At 70.6% G+C, this 23,504-nt stretch carries 21 protein-coding genes; 9 read left to right on the plus strand and 12 right to left on the minus strand.

The window, feature by feature from the left end:
• Nucleotides 1-94 precede the first annotated feature (94 nt).
• Nucleotides 95-1,297 (plus strand): ROK family transcriptional regulator, encoded by a 1,203-nt coding sequence (locus BJ991_RS01110; protein WP_179486716.1) that lies wholly within the window; start codon nt 95-97, stop codon nt 1,295-1,297.
• Nucleotides 1,298-1,377: 80 nt separating this feature from the next.
• On the opposite strand, the gene BJ991_RS01115 is transcribed toward BJ991_RS01110, so the two are convergent.
• From BJ991_RS01115 to BJ991_RS01140, 6 genes are all read right to left on the minus strand, one after another.
• Nucleotides 1,378-2,763 carry a glycine--tRNA ligase gene (locus BJ991_RS01115; RefSeq protein WP_179486718.1) on the minus strand — a complete coding sequence of 462 codons (1,386 nt, stop codon included), beginning with the start codon at nt 2,761-2,763 and terminating at the stop codon, nt 1,378-1,380.
• Between the two features lie 141 nt (nt 2,764-2,904).
• A complete protein-coding gene (locus BJ991_RS01120; protein ID WP_246300997.1) occupies nt 2,905-3,288 on the minus strand; it encodes a DUF4870 domain-containing protein in 384 nt (127 codons plus the stop codon).
• A gap of 88 nt (nt 3,289-3,376) precedes the next feature.
• Complete coding sequence (locus BJ991_RS01125) at nt 3,377-4,765, minus strand: alpha-hydroxy-acid oxidizing protein (protein ID WP_343048584.1); 1,389 nt, start codon at nt 4,763-4,765, stop codon at nt 3,377-3,379.
• A gap of 85 nt (nt 4,766-4,850) precedes the next feature.
• On the minus strand, nt 4,851-5,744 hold the full coding sequence (locus BJ991_RS01130; RefSeq protein ID WP_179486722.1) for a hypothetical protein: 894 nt from the start codon (nt 5,742-5,744) through the stop codon (nt 4,851-4,853).
• A 275-nt stretch (nt 5,745-6,019) separates the two neighbouring features.
• Nucleotides 6,020-6,409 carry a hypothetical protein gene (locus BJ991_RS01135; protein WP_179486724.1) on the minus strand — a complete coding sequence of 130 codons (390 nt, stop codon included), beginning with the start codon at nt 6,407-6,409 and terminating at the stop codon, nt 6,020-6,022.
• The gene (locus BJ991_RS01140) at nt 6,406-7,350 is read right to left on the minus strand and encodes a cyclase family protein (RefSeq protein WP_179486726.1); all 945 of its coding nucleotides are present in this window, start codon (nt 7,348-7,350) and stop codon (nt 6,406-6,408) included. The genes BJ991_RS01135 and BJ991_RS01140 overlap by 4 nt, the downstream gene beginning before the upstream one ends.
• A gap of 159 nt (nt 7,351-7,509) precedes the next feature.
• Between BJ991_RS01140 and BJ991_RS01145 the strand changes: the two genes are divergently transcribed.
• Nucleotides 7,510-7,722 carry a hypothetical protein gene (locus BJ991_RS01145; protein ID WP_179486427.1) on the plus strand — a complete coding sequence of 71 codons (213 nt, stop codon included), beginning with the start codon at nt 7,510-7,512 and terminating at the stop codon, nt 7,720-7,722.
• Here BJ991_RS01145 and BJ991_RS01150 read toward each other — a convergent pair.
• A complete protein-coding gene (locus BJ991_RS01150) occupies nt 7,719-8,426 on the minus strand; it encodes a GNAT family N-acetyltransferase (protein ID WP_179486728.1) in 708 nt (235 codons plus the stop codon). The two genes, BJ991_RS01145 and BJ991_RS01150, sit on opposite strands and share 4 nt — an antisense overlap.
• 269 nt (nt 8,427-8,695) lie before the next feature.
• On the opposite strand from BJ991_RS01150, the gene BJ991_RS01155 reads away from it, so the two are divergent.
• Nucleotides 8,696-10,096, plus strand: coding sequence for an MFS transporter (locus tag BJ991_RS01155; RefSeq protein ID WP_179492362.1), 1,401 nt, complete (start codon nt 8,696-8,698; stop codon nt 10,094-10,096).
• A 68-nt stretch (nt 10,097-10,164) separates the two neighbouring features.
• On the plus strand, nt 10,165-11,634 hold the full coding sequence (locus BJ991_RS01160; RefSeq protein ID WP_179486730.1) for a peptide MFS transporter: 1,470 nt from the start codon (nt 10,165-10,167) through the stop codon (nt 11,632-11,634).
• Between the two features lie 105 nt (nt 11,635-11,739).
• Here BJ991_RS01160 and BJ991_RS01165 read toward each other — a convergent pair whose 3' ends face one another.
• From BJ991_RS01165 to BJ991_RS01175, 3 genes are all read right to left on the minus strand, one after another.
• On the minus strand, nt 11,740-12,747 hold the full coding sequence (locus BJ991_RS01165; protein WP_179486732.1) for a sugar phosphate isomerase/epimerase family protein: 1,008 nt from the start codon (nt 12,745-12,747) through the stop codon (nt 11,740-11,742).
• Nucleotides 12,747-13,916, minus strand: a complete 1,170-nt coding sequence (locus tag BJ991_RS01170) for a Gfo/Idh/MocA family protein (RefSeq protein ID WP_179492365.1) — start codon at nt 13,914-13,916, stop codon at nt 12,747-12,749. Before BJ991_RS01170 ends, BJ991_RS01165 begins: the two co-directional genes overlap by 1 nt.
• A gap of 127 nt (nt 13,917-14,043) precedes the next feature.
• Nucleotides 14,044-15,084 carry a substrate-binding domain-containing protein gene (locus BJ991_RS01175; protein ID WP_179486734.1) on the minus strand — a complete coding sequence of 347 codons (1,041 nt, stop codon included), beginning with the start codon at nt 15,082-15,084 and terminating at the stop codon, nt 14,044-14,046.
• Between the two features lie 345 nt (nt 15,085-15,429).
• On the opposite strand from BJ991_RS01175, the gene BJ991_RS01180 reads away from it, so the two are divergent.
• The 5 genes from BJ991_RS01180 (at nt 15,430) to BJ991_RS01200 (ending at nt 20,287) form a co-directional block, all read left to right on the plus strand.
• A complete protein-coding gene (locus BJ991_RS01180; protein ID WP_425487543.1) occupies nt 15,430-16,884 on the plus strand; it encodes a sugar ABC transporter ATP-binding protein in 1,455 nt (484 codons plus the stop codon).
• Nucleotides 16,881-17,942, plus strand: a complete 1,062-nt coding sequence (locus tag BJ991_RS01185; protein WP_179486738.1) for an ABC transporter permease — start codon at nt 16,881-16,883, stop codon at nt 17,940-17,942. The genes BJ991_RS01180 and BJ991_RS01185 overlap by 4 nt, the downstream gene beginning before the upstream one ends.
• Before the next feature lie 98 nt (nt 17,943-18,040).
• On the plus strand, nt 18,041-19,228 hold the full coding sequence (locus BJ991_RS01190) for an ROK family transcriptional regulator (protein WP_343048585.1): 1,188 nt from the start codon (nt 18,041-18,043) through the stop codon (nt 19,226-19,228).
• 59 nt (nt 19,229-19,287) lie between these two features.
• Nucleotides 19,288-19,458, plus strand: coding sequence for a hypothetical protein (locus tag BJ991_RS01195; protein WP_179486740.1), 171 nt, complete (start codon nt 19,288-19,290; stop codon nt 19,456-19,458).
• A gap of 58 nt (nt 19,459-19,516) precedes the next feature.
• On the plus strand, nt 19,517-20,287 hold the full coding sequence (locus tag BJ991_RS01200; RefSeq protein ID WP_179486742.1) for an SDR family NAD(P)-dependent oxidoreductase: 771 nt from the start codon (nt 19,517-19,519) through the stop codon (nt 20,285-20,287).
• A 24-nt stretch (nt 20,288-20,311) separates the two neighbouring features.
• On the opposite strand, the gene BJ991_RS01205 is transcribed toward BJ991_RS01200, so the two are convergent.
• Nucleotides 20,312-21,907, minus strand: coding sequence for a GMC oxidoreductase (locus BJ991_RS01205; protein WP_179486744.1), 1,596 nt, complete (start codon nt 21,905-21,907; stop codon nt 20,312-20,314).
• A 17-nt stretch (nt 21,908-21,924) separates the two neighbouring features.
• Nucleotides 21,925-23,418, minus strand: a complete 1,494-nt coding sequence (locus tag BJ991_RS01210) for an MFS transporter (protein WP_179486746.1) — start codon at nt 23,416-23,418, stop codon at nt 21,925-21,927.
• Nucleotides 23,419-23,504 lie beyond the last annotated feature (86 nt).

Here is a 23,504-nt window from a genome sequence, read left to right on the forward strand (position 1 = left end):
TTGACGTCGGCTTGCACGAATTACTTCTACCGCAAAGGAAATTAGGCTGTCAACCATCGAACTGCGGCGAAGATGGCGCTAGATTATCTACGCGATGAAACTAACTGATCCGGTTCTCTCCAGTTCTTGGGTTCCCGACCGTGGGACTCTGCACGCCGTCGCGCTCGAAGTGCTGCGGCACGGGCCGCTGTCACGCAGCGACATCGCGCGGCGCCTCAACCTCTCCTCCGGATCACTCACGCGGCTGGCAACCGAGCTTGTCGAGGCCGGATTGCTCCGTGAGATCGGCGAGCGCGCCTCCACGGGTGCGGGCCGCCCGTCCCGCCTGCTCGACGTCGTCGCGGACTCCCGCACATTCATCGGGCTCAAGCTCACGGCCGACGAGGTGCTCGGCGTCGTCACCGACCTGCGCGCCGACGTCGTCGACACGGCACGAGTCGGGCTGCCTGCGCGAGACCCCTCGTCGGTCGTCGAGGCGATCGCCCGACTCGTCGAGCAGCTCGCGGGTGCGCATGGCACCATCACGGCGATCGGAGTCGGTGTCGGCGGCCTCGTCGGCGATGGCGGGGTGGTCGTCAGCTCACCCTTCCTCGAGTGGCAGGACGTGCCGCTCCAGGCGCGCGTGGAGGAACGTACCGGCACCCGGACGATCGTCGACAACGATCTCGTCGCGCTCACGGAGTGCGAGCATTGGTTCGGCGCGGGCCGCGGCCTCGACCGCTTCGCGGTCATCACCCTCGGTGCCGGAGTGGGCTACGGGCTCGTCGCCAATGGAGGGATCGTCCTCGACGGGGACTACGGCATCGGCCTTGTCGGGCATTGGCCCCTCGACCCGCTCGGCCCCCTCTGCCCCGCGGGGCACCGCGGCTGCGCCCGAAGCATGCTCACGCAGGAGGCGATCACGACTGCGGTGTCGACCGCCCTCGGCGTCGAACTCGACTACGACGGTGCACTCGATGCGGCCGAGCGCGGGGATCCGGCGGCGCGTCGCGTCGTCGACGACGCGGGCCGCGGACTCGGACGCCTGCTCGCCGCGGTCGCCAACCTCACGCTGCCGCAGGCCATCATCCTCGGCGGAGAGGGCGTGCGCCTCGCGACGGTCGCCCGCGACGCGACGGCGGTGGGCATGCGGGCCGACCGCGATCCGCGGACCCGTGAGATCCCCATCGCCCTCATGCCGGGCGATAGCACCGACTGGTGCCGCGGTGCCGCCGTTCTCGCGATCCAGGCGTTCGCCCTCGGACGGGAACTCGACACGACCGAAGCGCAGGAGCACGGTCAGCTCACGCGCCGCTGACGCGCGCAGACATCGATGCGAGAACGACGGATGCCCGGACCATGCGCGCGCGGAAGGCCTGCCCGCGACCCCGCGACGCGTCAGGCGCCGCGCAGGCGCTCCGCGAGGTAGCCCTCGAGCGCGTCGAGCGGCACCCGCTCCTGCGCCATCGTGTCGCGGTCGCGCACCGTGACGGCACGGTCGTCGAGCGAGTCGAAGTCGACCGTGACGCAGAACGGCGTTCCGATCTCGTCCTGGCGGCGGTAGCGCCGGCCGATCGCGCCGGCATCGTCGAAGTCCACGACCCAGCGGCCGCGCAGCGTGGCGGCGGTCTCGCGCGCGATCGGCGAGAGCTGCTCGTTGCGCGACAGCGGCAGCACGGCGATCTTGACCGGCGACAGGCGCGGGTCGAGCTTGAGCACCGTGCGGGTGTCGAAGCCGCCCTTCGCGTTGGGCGCCTGCTCCTCGTGGTACGCGTCGACGAGGAACGCCATCATCGCGCGCGTGAGGCCGAACGAGGGCTCGATCACGTACGGGATGTACTTCTCGCCCGAGGCCTGGTCGAAGAACGAGAGCGAATGACCGGATGCCTCGCTGTGCGAGGTCAGGTCGAAATCGGTGCGGTTGGCGACGCCCATGAGCTCGCCCCACTCCTTGCCCGGGAACCCGAAGCGGTACTCGAGGTCGATCGTGGCGTCGGAGTAGTGCGCGCGCTCGTCTTCAGGGACGTCGAACCGGCGCATGTTGGCGGGGTCGATGCCGAGGTCGACGAACCAGTTCCAGCACTCCTCGACCCAGTGGTCGAACCACTCCGGCGCCTCGGCGGGAGGAGTGAAGTACTCGATCTCCATCTGCTCGAACTCGCGCGTGCGGAAGATGAAGTTCCCGGGCGTGATCTCGTTGCGGAACGCCTTGCCGACCTGGCCGACGCCGAACGGAGGCTTCTTTCGCGACGCCGTCACGACGTTCGAGAAGTTCACGAAGATGCCCTGTGCGGTCTCGGGGCGGAGGTAGTACAGGCCCGACTCGTCGTCGACGACGCCGAGGTACGTCTTGACGAGGCCCGAGAAGGGCTTCGGGTCGGTGTACTGACCCTTCGTGCCGCAGTTCGGGCACGGGACATCCGCCAGACCGTGCTCGGCCTTGCGGCCCTTGCGCGCCTCGAAGTCCTCGAGCAGGTTGTCGGCGCGGAAGCGCTTGTGGCAGTGCAGGCACTCCACGAGCGGGTCGGTGAAGGTCGCGACGTGGCCGGATGCCTCCCACACGCGCTTCGGCAGGATGATCGACGAGTCGAGGCCGACCATGTCGCCGCGGCCGCGCACGAAGGTCTGCCACCACTGGCGGCGGATGTTCTCCTTCAGCTCGGTGCCGAGGGGGCCGTAGTCCCACGCCGACCGGGATCCGCCGTAGATCTCACCCGCTTGGAACACGAACCCACGATGGCGGGCGAGCGAGATGACTTTGTCGAGGCGGGAGGGCTCGGCCACGGTGGCTCCAATGGTCGGAAGAGTTGTGCGAGAGTGCGGGCGGCGAGTGCCGCGGCATCCGTCGATTCTACCGAGCGGATGCCGCACGCCCCGCCGCCCGCACGCACGACCGGAGCCAGGCGGACGCGAGACGTCAGGCGGTCACTTCACGAAGGGGATGGACGCCGGATACGTGTACCACTGACCGCCGTTGGACTTCACGGCCGCGACGATGCACAGGACGATGTTCAGGATGTACGCGGCGAACAGGATGAGGAAGCCGATGAAGACGATCGAGAGCACCGCGCCGACGACGTACGCGATGAGCAGCGTGAGCTGGAAGTTCAGCGCGGTCGCCGTGTGCGCGCGCACGAAGGGTCCGCGGTCCTTCAGGATCAGGTAGCCGACGAGCGGCGCCAGGAAGCCGAAGAAGAGTCCGCCGAGGTGCACGAGCGTGCCCCAGAGCTTCTCGTCCGCGGGCGACATCGAAGGGGGCGGCGCCGAGTAGCCGTACGCCGGGGGCTGAGGGGACGGAGGGATGGTCATGCTCTCAGCGTAGGGGCACGCGACGACGTCACGCGCGGGGGACATCCCCCCGATTTCCGCGGGGTGACCGGATGCCTCGCCCCGGGACTCACGCCTCCCGCAGCACCCCGCGGTCGAGCTCCGCGATGCTCGTGACGCCCGCGAGCCCCATCGTGATGTCGAGCTCGGCGAGGATGTTGCGCACGACCTCGCGCACGCCGTTCTCGCCCGCGATCGCGAGCCCGTACGCGTAAGGCCGGCCGATCGCGACCGCCGTCGCACCCAGCGCGAGGGCGATCGCGACATCGGCGCCGCCGCGCACCCCCGAGTCGAACACGATCGGCAGTCGCCCGCCGACCCGCCGCTCGATCTCGGGCAGCGCGGCGAGGGTCGGCACGGACTGGTCGATCTGGCGGCCGCCGTGGTTCGAGATCCAGATCCCGTCGACGCCTGCGTCGAGCGCGCGGGTCGCGTCGTCGGGGTGGACGATGCCCTTGAGGAGGATCGGCAGGCTCGTCCACTCGCGCGCCTTCGCGAGGTCGTCCCACGTGAGCGCGGGCGTCGAGAACACCTCGAGGAACATCTCGACCGCCGCCCGTGGCAGCGGCGATCGCAGGTTCTGACGCAGGCTCTTCGAACCCGTGAGCGCCGAGCCCTTGCGCGCGATGCGCACCCCGGCCGCGACGGCCTTCGGCGTGAGCCTCACGGGCGGGTTCGTCTCGACCGCGCGGGCGGGGGTCGTGGCGTTCGTCTCCGACCCGCCCGCGGCCTCCGCCGCGCCGGGCGCCGAGGCACCGCGCGTGCGCTCGCGCACGAGCTCCTGGAAGACCGGGTCGCTCGTGTACTGCGCGATCCCCAGGCCGCGCGTGAACGGCAGGTACGCGAGATCGAGGTCGCGCGTGCGCCAGCCGAGCAGGTGCGTGTCGAGGGTCACGACGATCGCCTCGCACCCGGATGCCTCGGCCCGCCGCAGGAGCGACGCGTTGAGCTCGTCGGACGACGACCAGTAGAGCTGGAACAGGCGGGAGCCGGATGGTGCGGCATCCGCCACCGCCTCCATCGGGAAGGACGCCTGGTTGCTGAGCGCGTAGGGAACACCCACGGATGCCGCGGCCCGCGCCACCGCGAGGTCGGCGTCGCCGTCGACGAGCTCCATGACGCCGAGCGGCGCGAGCAGGAGCGGCGTGGCGCGTCGCTTGCCGAGGAACTCGATGGAAAGGTCGCGGCTCGACACGTCGCGCAGCGGCCGCGGCCACACCTGCCACCGTTCGAAGGCGGCGCGGTTCGCGGCAACGGTGCGCTCGGCTCCGGCACCTCCGACGATGTAGGCGAACGCCTCGGCGCTCGACGCCTTGCGGGCCGCGCGCTCGAGCGCGAACGGATCGACGGGGACTGCGGGGCGCGTGCCGCTGATGCCGGCGCGGTAGATCTCGGACTGGGTGCGGCGCGAGATGCCGCGTGCGGCTGCTGCGGGGTCTTCGGGAGCGACTGGGCCCACACGCCCGGAGGCTCCGCGCGGGGCGCCAGCGCCGTGTGGAGAAGGCGTGGGGGTGCTCATGCGGACAACGATAGGGGTCCCCGGCTCAGGCGCCCGGCCCGAAACCGCACCAGTCCGCGACCCACGACAGGATCTTGCCGCGCATGTCCTCGCCGACGAACACCTCGATCTCGCCCGGCTCGCCGTTGAGCACGACGCGCACGTCGAAGATCGTGCCCCGCTTGTCCTCCTGCACGGCGTGCGGGTCACAGCGGAACGGCACGATCGGCAGGGAGATGACCGTCCGGTCGGCCCCGCCCGTGGAGACGTCGAGCCCGACGGGGTAAGCGCCGTCCACCGTGGCCGTGCCGAACGAGAGGAGGTTCGTCTCCTGCACGCCCTCGATGGAGAGTCCGCTGCCCCCTGCCGGCTCGATCGCGAGGTCGAGTCGCGCGGGCTGGCCGGGAGGGGACGGCGTGAACCGTTCGAAGGCGATGGCCGCCGCATCCGCCACTTCTCGAGCACGGCACTCGCGCTCGTTGAGCGGTGCGATGAACCCGAGCGGGTCGGATGCGGGCACCGTCGCCTCCCCCGTCGTGGCGTCCTCGCGCGTGAACGCGAGCGTCACGCGCGGCTCGGCGTCGTCGGGCGCGGGGCAGGCGACCTCGGGAAGCTCCACGCGCACGTTCACCGTCATGCCCGCCGCGACGCGGCTCTCGCGCTCGGTGTCGCGCACAGCGTCGCTCGCGAACCGCCGGTCGCTCACGCGCACCTCGCCGATGACGAGCGTCTCGTCGGAGCCGTTGTGCACCGCCACCTGCGCCGTCCGCGTCGAGACGTCGGCGCGCAGCTGGACGACCTCGACCTCGACTCCGTCGGGCAGTGCCGCACCGCCGGCATCCGTGCCGGCGTCCGCCGAGCAGCCCGCCACGGCGAGCACGACTACCGCGACGAGCGCCGCACCGAGGAGCCGCAGACGGCCGGTCGACAGGGTGCGCATGCGCACAGGGTAGTCGCCGCATCCGACGCGTGCTCCACGCGGATCGGTGTCACGCAGTGTGCAGCGACACGGTCTCGGTCACGGGACGGAAGGTCGAACGGCACCGCCGCGGTCCGAGGTGCCGCCGCGCGCGACGTTCGCGCCAGCGCTGCACCGATCGGGCGACTCTATTCGTCTCGACCTGCACGTTCATGGCGGCCTCCTTCCGATGGCGATCCGGTGAACCGGTCTCGCCTCGAAGGAGCAGCACTCCCGCCGTCAGATACAGCCGTGCATCAGCACCACGGCGAACCGCCCTCGCCGGGCCGCATCGGGCGAAGCGAGTCCGGCGCGGGCCACGCGAGCTCGAACCTCTCGACGGGCGCGTCGATCGCGCCGAAGTCGTCGGTCTGCACGACGACGCGACCCCCCTCCCCCGGCCGTGGAGGCGTCACCTCGACGATGCGCACGCGCAGCGGCGGGTCGCCGTCGCGCTCGAGCATCCACACATCGGCGAGGAACCGCAGTCCGACCTCTTCGAGCGCCGCTTCGGCGTCGAGCCAGTCGAGGGGTCCGGATGCCTCGCGCCCCAGCACGTCGACGGCGACCCAGCCCTCCCCCTCGGGCCGGATCCACCCGATGAGCTCGCGGTCGTCGCGTCTGTGCGGGGTCCAGTCGCCGTTCACGGGGCATCCGCCACCTGCGCGAAGGCGCGCACCGGGAACGTGCCGAATCCCTCCACCGCGGGCGGCGCGGCCGTGAACAGCGCTCCCGACGGAGGCAGCTCCGCGAGGTTCGTGAGGTGCTCGACGACGTGCACGCCCGCCGCCAGCAGCAGGGAGTGCGCCGGCCGCTCGCCGCCCGACTCGGTGTCGTCGATGTTGAGCGAGTCGATGCCGACGAGCGCCGCGCCCGCGTCGATCAGCCCCTGCGCGCCCTCGCCCGTAAGGAACGGGGCGCCCTCCCCGTACTCCGGCTGCCCGAACCAGCGGTCCCATCCGGTGTGCAGCAGCACCGCCGCACCGCGCACGTCGCGGTCGGCGAGCGTCTCAGCACGTATGCCGCGCCGCTCGGGCGTCCAGGCGTCCTCGAGATGGAAGACCTCGGCGCGCAGCCCGACGAGCGTCGACAGGTCGAGTCCCGCGAGGTCGGTCCCGCCGGCGTAGCGGTGGTACGGCGAGTCGAGGTACGTGCCGGTGTTGCCGACCAGCGTGATGATGTCCATCGCGAACTCGGTGCCGGGTGCGTACCGGGCACGCGAGTCCTCGCGCGTGAGGTGCGGCGTGATCGTCGGCGCGGGGAGACCGGGGTATGTGACGAGTCCCGCGCGGATGGGGTGGCTCAGGTCGATGACGCGGGTCGCGGCATCCGGTGCGTCCGCTCCTCCGCCGACCGACGCGATGCCGCGCGATCCGCGATGCGGCTCCTCCACGATGCGGAGGCCGCGCAGCTCGACCTCGTCGACGAGCGCGAGCCCGAGGTGCTGCACGAGCAGGCGTGCGATCTCGTCTTCGCCGGCGTCCGCCGACGGCAGGTCGAGCCGGAAGCCGGTGCCCGCGAGGTCGCCGCCGTTCGCGAAGCGGATGAAGAAGTCGAAGTGCGCGCGGAAGGAGGGTGCCGTGGCCATGCCCGCGAGCATACGGCTGCTGCATCCGCTCTCCCACCGTCTCCCGCCGGATTGGCAGGCCGCCGAGCGCCTGCGGCAGGATTCCGGCGACCGCTACCCGAGCGCCGCACGCGTCGCAAGCCCATCGCCTCGCCGCGCCGGCGATCGTACCGTCGAGCCATGCACACTGACGACACCGGCACGACCGACGCCACGGGCATGAGCGACGAGGCGAAACGCCACGACCAGCTCACGTCCGCGCCGAGCGCGACCGAGGAGGACGCGGCACCCCGCATCGACGTGACGCACCGCGACGGCGTCACGCGCATCGACATCCGCGACGACGCGGACGTGCGCCCGGGCAACCCGATGGAGGAGCCGGAGGACGCCTAGCCGGACGCCTCCACGAAGAGGTATCCCCGGTCGTCGAACCCGCCGATCACGAGCCCCTGCTCGAGCAGTTCGAGGAACCGCCGCCGCACACGGAGCCGCCACGCGGTGGCCTCCGCGGGGTTCTCGCGCCGGATCGCCGAGATGTCGGTCGGGACCTCGACCGACGCGCGGACCTTCTCATCGGGGGGCATCGGCCACGGCGGCGCCGCGAGCGCCCACGAGACCATGAGCCTGTCGGTCTGGTCGCCGCGATTGACGCCGTCGTCCATCGCGCCGTACTGGTTCACGAGGTACTCCGTCACACGCGCGCCGAGCACCCGCAGGTTGAAGTGCGCGTTGCGGGCGACGAGTGGATCGAACGTCCACGTGATGTGCCCCACGCCACGTTCGAGCGCCCACTCCCGCTGGTGCTGCTTGAGGCGCCGGCCGAGACCCTGGCTCTGGTGCTCGGGAAGCACACCGGTGATGTGCGAGTGCATCGAGCGCACGGCCGGCTCGGCGAAGAAAGCGGCGGATGCCCCGACCATCTCGTCGCCCGCGAACAGGCCGACCACGTAGTTGCCCGAGTGCGCGAGCGCGCGCAGGAGGTTCGGCGGCATGCCGGAGCGGTCGCCGCGCCACACCGCGTCGAACACCTCCGACGCGGCGAAGACCTCGTCGAGGGTGTTCAGGGGGCGGATCACGATCTCGTCGTCGTCGGCCATGTCCCCAGTCTGGCCCGGACCGCGACCGCTGAGCGAGAGCGCACGGATTCGGGGTGGCGCCCGCGGAACCGCGCTGATAGCGTGGCCCGCGGTTCCGGGCGCTTTCCCGGACGGACTGTCGCCGACGCTTCCTCGAAGCCGGGTGTCGGCGACCGTCCGGCCCCACTCGGCGGGAGGCCGATGCGCCCGCGGCGCGGCTCGGATGCCGCATCCGCAGATAGCCTGAATCGATGGGTATGGGTGACGCGGCGCGCAGACGCCTCACCCGGATGCCACCGCAGGGCGCCATCGTCGCGGTGCTCGCGATCGCGGGCCTGAGCTCGTCGTTCATGTTCACGCTCGTCGTGCCGATCCAGTCGAAGCTTCCCGAGCTGCTGAACGCGAGCCGCGAAGACACGGCGTGGGTCGTCACGGCGACGCTCTTGGCTGCGGCCGTGTGCACGCCGATCTCGGGACGACTCGGCGACATGTACGGCAAACGCCGCATCGTCATCGCCCTCCTCGTGACGCTCGTGATCGGCTCGATCATCGCCGCGCTCTCCCCGCACATCGTGGGGGTCATCATCGGGCGCGCACTGCAGGGTGCGGTCACGGGTGTCGTGCCGCTGGGGATCTCGATCCTGCGCGACGTCCTGCATGAGGACCGCGTCGACTCCGCGATCGCCCTCATCAGCGCGACCCTCGGCGTCGGCGGAGCGCTCGGCCTCCCGATCAGCGCGGTCGTCACCGAGGTCAGCGACTGGCACATGATCTTCTGGCTGTCGGCGATCCTCGGCGTCATCCAGATCGGCCTCGTCGTGTGGATCGTCCCCGTCAGCGTGCTGCGGTCGGGCGGTCGCATCGACTTCGTGGGCGTCGCGGGGCTCGCGATCGGTCTCATCGGCATTCTGCTGGCCATCTCGCGCGGCAACGAATGGGGCTGGACCTCGCCCGCGACACTCGCCTGCGGGCTCGGCGGCATCGCGGTGCTGCTCGTGTGGGGCTGGTACGAGCTGCGCGTCGACGACCCGCTCCTCGACCTGCGCGTGGCCGCACGCCGGCCTGTGCTGCTCACGAACCTCGCGTCGGTCGCGATGGGGTTCTCTCTGTTCGCGTCGAACGTCGTCTACCCGCAGCTTCTCGAGCTGCCCACGGCTGTCGGAGGGTTCGGGCTGTCGCTCCTGGCCGCGAGCCTCGTCGTGATGCCGTCGGGCCTGGTCATGATGGTGCTCTCGCCCGTCGCCGGGCGGCTCTCCCACCGCGTCGGGCCGCGCGTCCTTCTGCTCATCGGCGCGGCGGCGCTCGTCATGGCCTACAGCTTCACCTACTTCTTCCGCACCGACGTGTGGCAGCTGCTCGTCGCCAACCTCCTCATCGGCGTGGGCATCGGGTTCGGCTTCGCCGCGATGCCGATGCTCATCATGCGGTCCGTGCCGCAGTCCGAGACAGGCGCGTCGAACGGTCTGAACGCGCTCTTCCGGTCGGTCGGCACGAGCAGCGCCGCCGCGGTCGTCGGCGCCGTGCTCGCCACCTTCTCGATCGAGCAGGGCGGGGTGCAGCTGCCGACGCCGACCGCGTTCGACGTCGCGTTCCTGCTCGGCGGAGTCGGTGCGATCGTCGCACTCGGGATCGCGCTGTTCATCCCCTCTCGCAGGGCGCCCGAGGAGCGGCATCCGTCCCTGCCGGACTGAGCGCGCCCGACGCGCGCTGTCACGCACCCACTGTCGCACTCCGCCCACGGGGGTCTAGCCTCGCGTTCATGACGACGACCACCCCGGCACCAGCGGAAAGCGACCGCGACACGCGGTTCTTCGGCCAGCCGTGGGCGCTCGCGCACGTCTTCGGCGTCGAGATGTGGGAGCGGTTCAGCTTCTACGGCATGCAGATCGTCATGGTCTACTACCTCTACTTCTCGACGTCAGAGGGCGGGCTCGGGATGCCCGAGTCCACGGCCGTGAGCATCATCGGCGCGTACGGCGGGTCGGTCTACCTCGCGACGATCCTCGGCGCGTGGGTCGCGGACCGGCTGCTCGGATCCGAGCGCGTCCTCTTCTACAGCGCGATCGTGATCATGTGCGGGCACCTCGGGCTCGCGCTCATCCCGGGGTACGCCGGGGTGACGATCGGCCTCATCCTCGTGGCGATCGGGTCGGGCGGCCTCAAGGCGAACGCGACGTCGGTCGTCGGAACGCTGTACGGCCCGGCCGACCCGCGGCGCGACGCCGGCTTCTCTATCTTCTACCTCGGCATCAACATCGGCGCGTTCTTCGGCCCGCTCGTGACGGGCTTCCTGCGCACGAACCTGGGGTTCCACTGGGCCTTCGGGGCTGCGGCCGTCGGCATGGCGCTCGGCCTCATCCAGTACTCGTTCGGCCGCAAGCAGCTGCCCGCCGAGTCGCGCGTCGTGCCGAACCCGCTCCCGATCCGCGGGCGCTGGATCTTCGCGGGCATCGGCCTCGCCGCCGTCGCGGTGATCGTCGTGCTCGTGCTCACCGGAGTCATCCGCCCCGATAACCTCTCGGTCGTCATCATCGTCACGGTCGTCGGTGCGACGATCGCCTACTTCGCCGTCATCCTGTCGAGCCGGCGCATCGACTCGACCGAGCGCTCACGCGTGTTCGGATTCATCCCGCTGTTCATCACGAGCGTCGCGTTCTGGTCGCTCTACCAGCAGCAGTTCACCGTCGTGCCGATCTACGCCGAGCAGAGGCTCGACCTGAACATCTTCGGCTGGCAGATGCCGCCCGACTGGGTGCAGTCGATCAACCCGGTCTTCATCATCATCCTGTCGGGCGTGTTCGCCGCGATCTGGACCAAGCTCGGCACACGCCAGCCCTCGACTCCCGTCAAGTTCGGCCTGGGTGTGATCATCATGGGCATCGCGTTCCTGCTGTTCCTGCCGTTCGCCGGCGGCGGCCCGAACACGACGCCGCTCATCGCGATGATCGGCATCATCTTCGTGTTCACGGTTGCCGAGCTGCTGCTCTCGCCCGTGGGCCTGTCGGTCGCCACGAAGCTCGCGCCGGGAGCCTTCCACACGCAGATGGTGGCGCTGTTCTTCCTGTCGGTGTCGCTCGGCACCGCGATCTCGGGGTGGCTCGCGCAGTTCTACAACCCCGATGACGAGGTCCCGTACTTCTCGATCCTCGGCGCGATCGCGATCGTCGTGGGAATCGGCCTGCTCCTCGCGGTGAAGCCGGTGCTGGCGCTCATGAAGGGCGTGCGCTGAGAGCACGCGACGTGACGGATGCCGCGGCGGCGGCATCCGTGATGTGAAGGTGCCGCGGCGCCGAGGCCACGAGAACAACCCCGGCGCCGCACGCCTCTCCCGGCCCTACTCCGCCTTCGTCGAGAACGCCGCGTCGAACGCCGCCGCGGGCGGCGTGATCGCGTTGAGGTCCTGCACGAACCCAAGCGCCTCGGGCGCGCCCTGCAGCCGGTCCATGCCGGCGTCCTCCCACTCCACACTCGTCGGCCCGGTGTAGCCGATCGCGTTGAGGGCGCGGAACAGGGGTTCCCACGGGACCTCACCGTGCGCCGTGCTGACGAAGGTCCAGCCGCGACGCGGGTTCGCCCACGGCAGGTGCGAGCCGAGCACCCCGTTGCGGCCGTCCAGGTTCGTGATCGACTCCTTCACGTGCACATGGAAGATGTGCTCCGCGTAGTCCAGCACGAACGCGATCGGGTCCAGCTGCTGCCACATGAAATGCGACGGGTCGAAGTTGAACCCGAAGCTCTTGCGGTGCCCGATCGCGTCGAGGGTGGCCTTGGCCGTCCAGTAGTCGTATGCGATCTCCGAAGGATGCACCTCCAACGCGAACCGGACCCCGACCTCTTCGAACACGTCCAGGATCGGCCCGAACCGGTCGGCGAAGTCCTTGTACCCGGCGGCGATGAACTCGTCGGATGCAGGTGGGAACATCGCCACCGCCTTCCAGATCGACGACCCGGAGAAGCCGACGACGGTCTTCACGCCGAGCTTCGCGGCGAACCGCGCGGTCATCTTGAGCTCCTCGGCGGCGCGCTGCCGCACCCCTTCGGGGTCGCCGTCGCCCCACACCCGGTCGTTCAGGATGTCGCGGTGGCGCTCGTCGATCGGGTCGTCGCACACCGCTTGGCCTGCGAGGTGGTTCGAGATCGTCCAGACCTTCAGACCGTTGCGCTCGAGGATGTCGAGGCGCGACTGCACGTAGTCGGCGTCGTCCCATCGCGACACGTCGAGGTGGTCGCCCCAGCACGCGATCTCGAGGCCGTCGTAACCCCACTCGCCCGCGAGCCGTGCCACCTCCTCGAACGGCAGGTCGGCCCACTGGCCGGTGAACAGGGTGATCGGTCGTGCCATTACTGCTCCTCCTCCTCCGACGTGCCGGCACCGGTGCCGACCCACGCCGAACCATTCTGCGAACTCTCCTCCACCGCGGCCAGCACCCGCTGCACGGCGAGCCCCTCCGCGAAAGTCGGGTGCGGATCCTCACCCGCGACGATGCCCTCGACCAGGTCCTTCACCTGGTGCACGAAGCCGTGCTCGTACCCGAGCATGTGCCCGGCCGGCCACCACGCCGACACATACGGATGCTGCGGCTCGGTGACCAGGATCCGCGTGAAGCCCTGTACCTCACCTGGCGCGGTCCGGTCGTAGAACTGCAGCGTGTTGAGGTCTTCCAGCTCGAAGGCGAGGGCGCCCTGGTCGCCGGAGACCTCGATCGTGAGCCCGTTCTTCCGGCCGGTCGCGAACCGCGTCGCCTCGAACGACGCGAGCGCGCCGCTCTCGAGCCGTCCGGTGAAGACGGCGACGTCGTCGACCGTGACCTCGCCATAGCCCTCGGCGGCGGTGCCGGACAACCCGGAACCCGAACCGAGCAGCGGGCGCTCCTTCACGATCGTGTCGAGCACGCCCGAGACCCGGTCGATCGACAGCCCGGTCACGAACTGGGTCATGTCGATGATGTGCGCACCGATATCGCCCAACGCACCCGAACCCGCGCGCTCCTTCTGCAGGCGCCACGCGAGCGGCATCTGCGGGTCGACCAGCCAGTCCTGCCGGTAGGCGGCGCGCACCTGCTGCACGCGGCCCACTTTGCCGGCCGCGATGAGGTCGCGCATGAAGGTCACGGCCGGAACGCGGCGGTACGTGAAGCCCACCATCGCCCGCACGCCCTCGGCCGCGGCGGCGGTCGCGGCATCCGTCATCGCCTCCGCCTCGGCCACCGTGTTCGCGAGCGGCTTCTCGCACAGCACGTGCTTGCCCGCCTCCAACGCCGCGATCGCGATCTGGGCGTGCGAATCACCCGGCGTCACGATATCGACGATGTCGATGTCGTCGCGGGCGACGACTTCACGCCAGTCGTTCGCGGCCTCGTCCCAGCCCCACTTCTCGGCCGCCGCGGCCGTCGCCTCGGCGTTGCGGCCCACGACCACCGCCATGTGCGGCCGCACGGGGAGGTCGAACACGGCGGGCGCCTGCCGCCATCCGACGGAGTGGGCGGCTCCCATGAAGCCGTGTCCGATCATGGCGACCCGGAGACCGGATGCCTCGGGGTCGCGGTGCTCAGCAGTCACGCGGGGTCCTTTCCCTCGTCAGACGTCGTGGATGTGCGCGCGGGGCGCCCGCCCTGAGGACGGGCGCCCCGCGGCGGTGTCAGGATGCGAACGAGAGGTCGATGAACTCGTCGACGTTGTCTTTCGTGACCACCGGTGCGTCGAGCACGATGCGGTTGGGCACGCTCGGCGTGATCAGGTCGCTCATCGTCTTGCTCTGAGCGATGAGGCGGGCCAGCGCGATGCCGTCGGCGGCCTGCGTCGACGGGTAGATGACCGTCGCCTTCAAGACGGTGTCGTCGGCCTCGATGGCCTCCATCGCGTTGCGGCTGCCCGCGCCGCCCATCATGAAGAACTCGTCGCGACCGGCGGCCTCGATGGCCGCGAGCACACCGACGCCCTGGTCGTCGTCGTGGTTCCAGATCGCATCGATCTGCGGGTTGGCGGCCAGCAACTGGGACGCCGCCGCCTCGCCGCCCGCAACGGTGAAGTCCGCGGCGACGCGGGCGTTCACCTCGAGGCCGCAGTCCGACAGCGCGTCGGCGAAGCCGCGCGAGCGGTCCTGCGTGAGCGGAAGCGAGTCGATGCCTGCGATCTCGGCCACGAAGCCCTCGCCGCCGAGCTGCTCGCAGATGTAGGTGCCGGCGCTCACACCCATGCCGTAGTTGTCACCGAGGATCGTCGAGCGCGCGGCGAACGGGCTCGAGAACTCGCGGTCGACGTTGATGACCGGGATGCCCGCCTGCATCGCCTCGATCGCGACCTCGGTGAGGGCTGCGCCGTCGGTCGGCAGCAGCACGATCGCGTCGACGCCCTCGTTGATGAAGGTCTCGACCGCCGCGATCTGCGCGTTCGCGTCGTTCGTGCCTTCGGCGACGCGGAGCTCGACGTCGTCGAAGCTCTCGGCTGCGGCCTGTGCGCCCGAGTTGATGGCGCCGAGCCAGCCGTGGTCGGCAGCGGGGCCGGAGAAGCCGATGACGACCGTCTCGCCGGTCGCCTGGTTCTCGTCGCTCGTGGTGCCCTGATCGACGACGTCGTCGTCGCCGCCGCCGGCGGTGCAGCCAGCGAGCAGGCCGATCGTAGTGAGAGCGGCGGCGCCCGCGACGAGCGCGCGCAGCCCGATAGTGCGCTTGGGACGCATTCTGTTCCTCCTTGAATGTGATGCAGATCGCCCGGCGTGGCCATGGGCTCGGGGGCCCACACTCAAGCTGTCCACGCTGACCTGGGCCACCGTAGCAGAACTGACCGACCGCGCAACACCTTTTGTCGGATGTTCGGCAAAAGCGCGCGTGGCGCGTGATTCCGGGCATCTGTCCGGCCGGACGCGCGTGTCGCATCGGTTCGCACACCAATGAATCGGCTCTCGATCCGCCGACCGCGGGCGTGTTATGGTCTCGTCGTGATCAAAGACGACCACTCTTCGTCAATATCCGATGCGCCGCCGACACTCCTCGAGGTACGCGGAGCCACCAAGCGCTTCGCCGGCGTGCACGCGCTGCGCGGCGTCGATCTGGAGGTGCGTGCGGGCGAGGTGCACTGCATCCTCGGCCAGAACGGCGCGGGCAAGTCCACCCTCATCAAGATGCTCGCCGGTGTCCACCAGCCCGACGACGGCACCATCGTGTGGCTCGGCGACGAGGTCGCGATCCCCGACCCCCAGGCGGCGCTCTCGCTCGGCATCGCCACGATGTACCAGGAGCTCGACGTCGTCGAGGGGCTCACCGTCGCCGAGAACATCTTCCTCGGGCACGAGATCGAGCGCGGCGGACTCACGCGGCGCGGTGAGGCGACGCGCCGGGCGCGCGAGCTGCTGCGCCGCCTCGGTCACGCGTCGCTCTCACCGAACACCGAGGTCGGGCAGCTCAGCGCGGCGAACCAGCAGATCGTGAGCATGGCGCGCGCGCTGTCCCACGACATCAAGCTGATCATCATGGACGAGCCGTCGGCGGTGCTCGACACCGAGGAGGTCAAGAACCTCTTCAACGTGGTGCGCGAGCTCACCGCCGAGGGCATCGCGGTGGTCTACATCACCCACCGGCTCGAGGAGATCCGCCAGATCGGCGACCGCATCACCGTGCTCAAGGACGGCCGCAGCATGGCGAGCGGCCTCTCGGTCAAGGACACGCCCACGAGCGATCTGATCCGCCTCATGACCGGTCGCGCGGTGGAGAACGTCTTTCCACCCGCGGTGCCGGTCCCCCCCGATGCGCCGCTCGTGCTCGAGGTCGAGGGGCTCGGGCTGGCGGGCGTGTTCGAGGATGTGTCGTTCGCCGCGCGCGCCGGAGAGATCATCGGGCTCGCGGGCCTCGTCGGGTCGGGGCGCTCCGAGATCCTCGAGACGGTGTTCGGCGCGCGCCGCGCGACGGCGGGAGCCGTCAGGGTGGCGGGCACCGAGCTCAAGCGCGGCTCGGTGCCCGACGCCGTGCGGGCCGGAGTCGGGCTGTCGCCCGAGGAGCGCAAGAGCCAGGGGCTCGTGCTCGACGAGCCCGTGTTCGTCAATGTCACGCTCTCGTCATTCGAGCGGTTCGCGAAGGCCGGATTCCTCGACGAGCGCAGCGAGCGTGCCACGGCACGCGAGCAGGCCGAAGCGCTCGATCTGCGACCCGCGGATCCCGATCGGCCCGCCGCGACCCTGTCGGGCGGCAACCAGCAGAAGATCCTCCTGGCCCGCTGGCTCGTGCACGGCACCCGCGTGCTGCTGCTCGACGAGCCGACGCGCGGCGTCGACGTCGGCGCCCGCACCGAGATCTACGCGCTCATCAGGCGCCTGGCCGCGGCGGGCAACGCCGTCGTCATCGTCTCGAGCGAGATCGAGGAGGTCCTCGGCCTCGCCGACACCGTCCTCGTGATCGCCGACGGTCGCGTGCTGACGACCGTGCCCGCCTCCGACATCGACGAGCACGGAGTGCTCGACCTCGTCATGAAAGGAACCGCCGCGTGAGCGACTCCACCAACCCCGGCGCCGTCATCGACGCACAGTCCGCGCCGCCGACGCAGCCCCCGTCCGAGAAGACCGGTCGCTCCGGCATCCGGCGCATCTTCAGCGGCTCGTTCGGGCGCAACCTCGGCCTCATCGTCGCACTGCTGCTCATCGTGGCCGTCGGTGCGATCACGGCCGCCGACACGTTCATGAGCCTCAACAACATGCTCGTGATCCTGCGACAGGCCTCGATCATCGGCGTCATCAGCATCGGCATGACGTTCGTGATCATCTCGGGCGGCATCGACCTGTCGGTCGGCGCGGTGATGGGCCTCGCGTCGGTCGTCGCGACGATCGACGTCATGCAGAACGCGGTCGACCAGACGCACTGGGTGCTCATGGTCGTCGTGGCGCTCGCCGTGGGACTCGCGGCCGGCATCATCAACGGCGTCGTCATCGCGTACGGCAAGGTCGTCGCGTTCATGGCGACCCTCGCGATGCTCGTCGCGGCGCGCGGCCTGGCCGAGATCATCGCCGAGAGGCGCACGCTCGTCATCCGCGAGCGCGGGTTCATCACCTTCTTCAACGAGGACTTCCTCGGCATCGACGTGCTGATCTGGATCTTCATCCTCGTGTCGGTCGCCGGCTGGATCCTCCTCAACCGCACGACGTTCGGACGCCGCACGGTCGCCATCGGCGGCAACCGCGAGGCGGCACGCCTGGCGGGCATCAACGTCAAGCGGCACACCGTGTGGCTGTACGCGCTCGCGGGGCTCACGGCCGGCATCGCCGCGGTCATGATCCTCGGCCGCACGACCGCAGGAACCTCGACCCATGGCCAGCTCTACGAACTGGACGCCATCGCCGCCGTCGTCGTGGGCGGCACGCTCCTCGTCGGCGGTCGCGGCACGATCACCGGCACCGTCCTCGGCGTGCTGGTCTTCGCGACGCTCAGCAACGTGTTCATCCAGAACAACCTGTCGTCGTCGGTGCAGGCGGTCGCGAAGGGCGTCATCATCGTCATCGCGGTGCTGCTGCAGCAGCGGTTCGCGAAGCCGGCGGGCGCGCGATCGACCTAAGCTCCCCAGACTTCTGCCGAAGCACGGTGACCCGAACACCCGCTTCGGCAGAAGACCCGGTGAGTTCTGACGCCTACCCTCGCATGATTGACTGAACTGTGGTCTCCATCACCTCCCCATCCGCAACCGGCGGGACGGGTGCGAGCGAGCTCTTCCAACTCCTGCGGGACGGAGAGCCACGGACTCGGGCGGAGCTCGCACACGCCACCGGTCTCGCCCGCTCGACGATCGCGGCGCGGGTCGACGAGCTCATGCGCATGGGCCTCATCGCGCCCCTCGCCGAATCGACCTCCACGGGCGGACGGCCGCCGTCGCGGTTCGCGCTCAAGCCGAGCGCGCGGATCGTGCTCGCGGCCGACATCGGGGCGTCGCACGCGACAGTGGCGGTCGCCGACCTCGCCGGCACGATCCTCGCCGAGCACACCGAGCCGGTCGCGGTGACGCTCGGCCCGGAGCACGTGCTGACCTGGATGCTCGACACCGCCGCGATGCTCCTCGAGCAGACGCAGCGCGACCGGCGCGAGCTCGTCGCGATCGGGATCGGCGTGCCCGGGCCCGTGGAGCATTCGACCGGGCAGCCCGTGAATCCGCCGATCATGCCCGGGTGGGACCGGTTCGACGTCCCGGGGTGGGTGCGGCAGCACCTCGAGGTGCCCGTGCTCGTCGACAACGACGTCAACATCATGGCGCTCGGCGAGCGCGCGACGGCGTGGCCCACGACCGAGGACCTCGTCTTCGTGAAGGTGGCGACCGGCATCGGCGCGGGCGTCATCTCGGGCGGCATGCTCCTGCGCGGGGCGCAGGGCGTCGCCGGCGACATCGGGCACGTGCAGATCGCGCGGGGTGCGGGTGTGCCGTGTCACTGCGGAAACACCGGATGCCTCGAAGCCCTCGCCTCGGGGCCCGCGATCGCCCGCGCGCTGCGCGCCCAGGGCGTCGAGGCCGAGAACGGCGACGACGTCGTCGCACTCGTCAAGCGCGGCAGTGTCGAGGCGGTCCAGGCGGTGCGCCAGGCCGGCCGCGACATCGGCGAGGTGCTCACCGCGTGTGTGAGTCTGCTCAACCCGTCGGTCATCGCGCTCGGCGGCTCGATGGCCCGCGTCGGCGAGCACCTGATCGCGGGCGTGCGCGAGGTCGTGTACACGCGTTCCATGCCCCTCGCGACGGGGCACCTGGCGATCGTGCAGTCGGCCGCGGCCGGGAGGGCGGGCGTCATCGGAGCGAGCATGCTCGCGCTCGACCACGCGCTCTCGCCGGGTGCGTTCCACTCCCTCGCGGGACGCTGACGCCGATCTCCTCCTCGCGGGGGAGGCGCGAGGGCCGGGGCATCCGTATCGTCCCGTACATGAGCGAGACTTCTTTCAAGCCCGGAGACGACGTGCGGACGCCGCGCTCGCGCGGCACCGTCATCGACGTTCGCGCGACGCCGTCCGGCGCCTGGGTCTTCGGCATCGAGGACGCGGACGGCGCGGTGGGCTACTTCACGAGCAGGGCGCTCCGGCCGGCCGAGGACTGATATCGCGCATCACGGATCCGCCGTTCCCGCGACGCGGTGCCGCGGATAGCGTCGATCCATGAGCAACTCCTATCCCGGACTCGAGGGGCGCACGGTGGTCGTCACGGGAGCGGCGGCTGGCCAGGGCGCCGCCGAGGCGCGGCTGCTCGCGGCGTGCGGTGCGCGCGTCATCGCGACGGACGTGACGGATGCCGCATCCGCCGACCTCGACGGCATCGAGTACCGGAGCCTCGACGTGTCGGACGAGCACGCCTGGGCCGCGCTGGCTTCCGCGCTGGCGGACGAACTCGGCGACGAGCCCCTGCGCGGGCTCGTCAACAATGCGGGCATCACGCACCGGGCCCGGCTCGGCGCCGTCGACCGGGCGGACTGGGATCGTGTGCTCGCCGTCAACCTCACGGGGCCGATGCTCGGTATGCAGGCGCTCGCTCCGCTCATGGCCACCGGATCGTCCATCGTCAACATCGGGTCGTCGGCGGCGCTCAACGCCCACTACCCCGTCGCGTACACAACGTCGAAGTGGGGGCTGCGCGGGCTGACGCACGTCGCGGCGACCGAGCTCGGGCCGCGCGGCATCCGTGTCAACCTCGTGCACCCGGGATTCATCGAGACGCCGATGACGGCGGGCGCACCCGCGGCGATGCGCACGGCGCAGCTCGCGCTGACGCCCCTCGAGCGCACCGGCGACGCGGACGAGGTGGCCCAGGTCGTCGCACTCCTCCTGTCGGATGCGACGTCCTACCTCTCCGGCGCGGAGATCCCCGTCGACGGCGGGTTCACGTCGTCCGCGGGCGCGAAGTACATGGCCGACCGGATCGCGGGGCGCTGACCGACGCGCGCCCGGCGGATGCCGTCAGCGGACGGCGTCCTCGGCGAGCGCTCCGGTGAGCTCCTGCGTGAGTCGACGCGCTCCGCGCACGGCGATCGCGACGCTCATGAGCGTCGGGTTCATCGTGTTCGCGGTCGGGATGAGCGCGTTGCCGCCCACCACGAGGTTCTCGAAGCCCCACACGTGGGACCACGGGTCGGCGACCGAGGTGCCGTCGTCGGAGGCGCCCATCCGCATCGTGCCCATGTAGTGCAGGCTCGATCCGTTCGGCAGCAGCCGCGGCTCGGCGACGAACGTGCCGAGCGCGGCGCCCGCTCGGCGTAGGCGCGCCTCCGCCTCCTCGAGCTCGGGCCGCTCGGCATCCGTCAGGGCGTACTCGATCGTCATGTTGGGGAAGCCGCGGTAGTCGAGCTCGTCGTCGTGGAAGGTGATGCCGTCCTCGACGCGCGGGTGCTTGCGCACGCCGTACCCCATGTTGACGTAGCCCCAGCGGTTGCCCGCCGCGGGGTGCGCGGGATCGAGCTGGAATGGCGGGGTCTCGGCGTACATGACCTGCAGCGAGAAGGGGTGGTCGGGCTCGGAGAACGGGATGCGGTTGACCGCCGCGACGGGGTCGGCGGCGTTCCGTGCGCGGCGCGCGAGCTCCGCCTCGAACTCGTCCTGCGTCACGAGGGCCCTCATGCGCTCCTCGTCGAGCGCGACGGTCGTGATCATGACGTGGTGCTCGGTGAGGTAGCGCCCGAGTGCGCGAGGACGGATGCCGGATGCCCAGAGCAGCTGCGGCGACCGGAAGGCGTCCGCCGCCACGACGACGACGTCGGCGGCGAAGAAGGAGTCCTCCTTCGTGCGCAGGTCCTCGATCGTGACCCCCGTCGCGCGCCCGCCCTCGTGCTCGACGCGGCGGACGAGCGTGAGGTCGCGCAGCTCGAAGCGCTCCGACTCGGGCGTCCCCACCTCGATGAGCCGGCCGAGCACGGTGTTCGCCCCCGCCCACATCATCGATCCGTCGGGCTGCGGGTCGCCCGCGACGGGGAGGGTGCCGACGCCGTATCCGGGCGGCAGCTCGGCGCCGAACTCCCGGTCGAGGAGCGTGCGGATCGCAGCGCCGATCGGCGAGTCGGAGAACGCGTCGGTCTGCGCGTGGAGCAGGCGCTCGGCGGCGGCGATGAGGTCGTCCCACTCCGCGTCGTCGATGAAGTCGACCTTCTCGCTGAAGCCCGGACGCGGGATCGCGCACGTCCAGTGCGCTCCCTGGCCGCCGACGTTGGTCGAGGCGGCCGCGGCCGGGAAGGTCGGCGCGTGCGCCGAGCCCTCGCCGCCGAAGTCGAGCAGGTGCGTGCCCTCGCGGGCGGTGAACATCCCCTCGACGACGACACCGGGTGGGAGGCCGAGACTCTCGCGGTGCGCCCCCGACTGCGGACCCTGCGACAGCTTGCGCGCGCGTGCCTTCTCGTCGGGATCGGCGATGTTTCGGACGCTCTCGCCGGGGACCGCCGTGAGCTGGGGTCCCGCTTCGAACATCACGACGCGCACGTCGGGGTCGCTCTCGATGATCGTCCGGGCGTAGGCCGAGCCGATGGGTCCGCTGCCGACGATGGCGACGGTGGGCGTGTGCGACATGGGGGTACCTCTTCTCGTCACGCGGTGAGGGGTTCGGAGCTGGAGACGGCCGCGGGTTCGGACTCGTCCGACAGGCGGCCGCCGGGGAGCAGGATCGCCGCGACGATGCCCGCCGCGTACACGAAGGCGAGCGCCCCGAAGACGGGGGCGAACACCTGGGTGTAGATCGCCGCGATCTCGGCCCGGAGCGCAGGATCGGCCGCGTGGACGATCTGCGGCGTGAGGGTCGAGGCATCGAGCGACGCCGGGAGGAGCGCCGCTACGCCGAAGCCGATGATGCCGCCGATGACCGCGGTCGTGACGGTCGCGCCGACCTGGCGCACGAGGTTCACGCTCGCCGTGATCGAGCCCATGTCGCGACGCGGTGCGGCGCTCTGCACGACGGCGACCACGAGGCTCATGAATGCGCCCGTGCCGATGCCGACGACGCCCATGACGACCATCGGCACCCACAGCGGCAGTCCGACGGGCAGCAGCGACATCGTGAGCAGCCCGGCGGCACCCAGGGCCGTGCCGGCGATCGGATAGGCGCGGAAGTGACCCGTGCGGCTCACGAGCCACCCCGTCGCGAGGTTGCTGACGAGCATCCCGAACACCGTCGCGATCGGAACGAGTCCCGAGACGGTCGCGCTCGTGCCGTAGGCCATCTGGAAGTAGGTCGGCAGGTACGCGGTGACCGAGAAGAGCCCGACGCCGATGATGGCCGAAAGCGCCGTGCCGGCCGCGATCGTGCGGTTCGCGAAGAGACGGAGCGGTACGAGTGGTTCCGTGGCGCGCAGCTCGATGAGGAAGAAGGCCGCGAACGCCATCGCCGCGACGGCGAACAGCACGACGGATGCCGCGACCATCCGCTCGTCGCCCACCCACGTGACCGCGAGCACGAGCACGACCATCGCGACCGCGAAGGCGACCGCGCCCGCGATGTCGAACCGCTGACGACCGATGCCAGGCAGTCTCGGCACGGCGACGAGCGCGAGCACGAGCGCCGCGACCCCGAAGGGCAGATTGATCCAGAAGACCCAGGGCCAGCCCCAGTGGTCCGTGATGAGGCCGCCGAGGACGGGCCCCACGAGGATCGCCACCGGGAAGGCGGCCCCGACGATCGCGAGGTAGCGCGGGCGCTCGCGCGGCGTCGTCACGAGGGCGACGATCGTCTGCGACATGAGGTGCAGACCGGCGGAGCTCATCCCCTGCACGACGCGTGCCGCGACCAGCTGCGCCATGTCCTGCGCGAACCCGCACGCGAGCGACGCGACGAGGAAGAGCACGAGCGAGACGAGGAAGACGCTTCGGGGGCCGATGGCATCGCCCAGCTTGCCGAGGATCGGCAGGAGGATCGTGCTCGCGAGGGTGTAGCCCACGACGACCCACGCCATCTGCTGGAGTGCGCCCAGCTCACCGGCGACCGTCGCGAGCGAGGTCGAGACGATGGTGTGATCGAGCGCGCCCAGGATCGCGACCGTCAGGAGGGAGACGATGAGGAGGCGCAGCCTCCACGGCGACATGCTCATACGCGGAGTGACCCGTACGACCGGGCGATCGGCGCGACCGTGTGTGCCCCTGCTGCGCCTTCGCGAGAGGGAACGGACACCCGAGG

This window comes from Microbacterium immunditiarum (genome assembly GCF_013409785.1).
GTDB lineage: Bacteria > Actinomycetota > Actinomycetes > Actinomycetales > Microbacteriaceae > Microbacterium > Microbacterium immunditiarum.

Coding starts and splice junctions, on each gene's coding strand:
- BJ991_RS01110 (WP_179486716.1), top strand. CDS start 95: ATGAAACTAACTGATCCGGTTCTCTCCAGTTCTTGGGTTCCCGACCGT.
- BJ991_RS01120 (WP_246300997.1), bottom strand. CDS start 3,288: ATGACCATCCCTCCGTCCCCTCAGCCCCCGGCGTACGGCTACTCGGCG.
- BJ991_RS01130 (WP_179486722.1), bottom strand. CDS start 5,744: ATGCGCACCCTGTCGACCGGCCGTCTGCGGCTCCTCGGTGCGGCGCTC.
- BJ991_RS01140 (WP_179486726.1), bottom strand. CDS start 7,350: ATGGCCACGGCACCCTCCTTCCGCGCGCACTTCGACTTCTTCATCCGC.
- BJ991_RS01145 (WP_179486427.1), top strand. CDS start 7,510: ATGCACACTGACGACACCGGCACGACCGACGCCACGGGCATGAGCGAC.
- BJ991_RS01150 (WP_179486728.1), bottom strand. CDS start 8,426: ATGGCCGACGACGACGAGATCGTGATCCGCCCCCTGAACACCCTCGAC.
- BJ991_RS01155 (WP_179492362.1), top strand. CDS start 8,696: ATGCCACCGCAGGGCGCCATCGTCGCGGTGCTCGCGATCGCGGGCCTG.
- BJ991_RS01160 (WP_179486730.1), top strand. CDS start 10,165: ATGACGACGACCACCCCGGCACCAGCGGAAAGCGACCGCGACACGCGG.
- BJ991_RS01165 (WP_179486732.1), bottom strand. CDS start 12,747: ATGGCACGACCGATCACCCTGTTCACCGGCCAGTGGGCCGACCTGCCG.
- BJ991_RS01170 (WP_179492365.1), bottom strand. CDS start 13,916: ATGATCGGACACGGCTTCATGGGAGCCGCCCACTCCGTCGGATGGCGG.
- BJ991_RS01175 (WP_179486734.1), bottom strand. CDS start 15,084: ATGCGTCCCAAGCGCACTATCGGGCTGCGCGCGCTCGTCGCGGGCGCC.
- BJ991_RS01195 (WP_179486740.1), top strand. CDS start 19,288: ATGAGCGAGACTTCTTTCAAGCCCGGAGACGACGTGCGGACGCCGCGC.
- BJ991_RS01200 (WP_179486742.1), top strand. CDS start 19,517: ATGAGCAACTCCTATCCCGGACTCGAGGGGCGCACGGTGGTCGTCACG.
- BJ991_RS01205 (WP_179486744.1), bottom strand. CDS start 21,907: ATGTCGCACACGCCCACCGTCGCCATCGTCGGCAGCGGACCCATCGGC.
- BJ991_RS01210 (WP_179486746.1), bottom strand. CDS start 23,418: ATGAGCATGTCGCCGTGGAGGCTGCGCCTCCTCATCGTCTCCCTCCTG.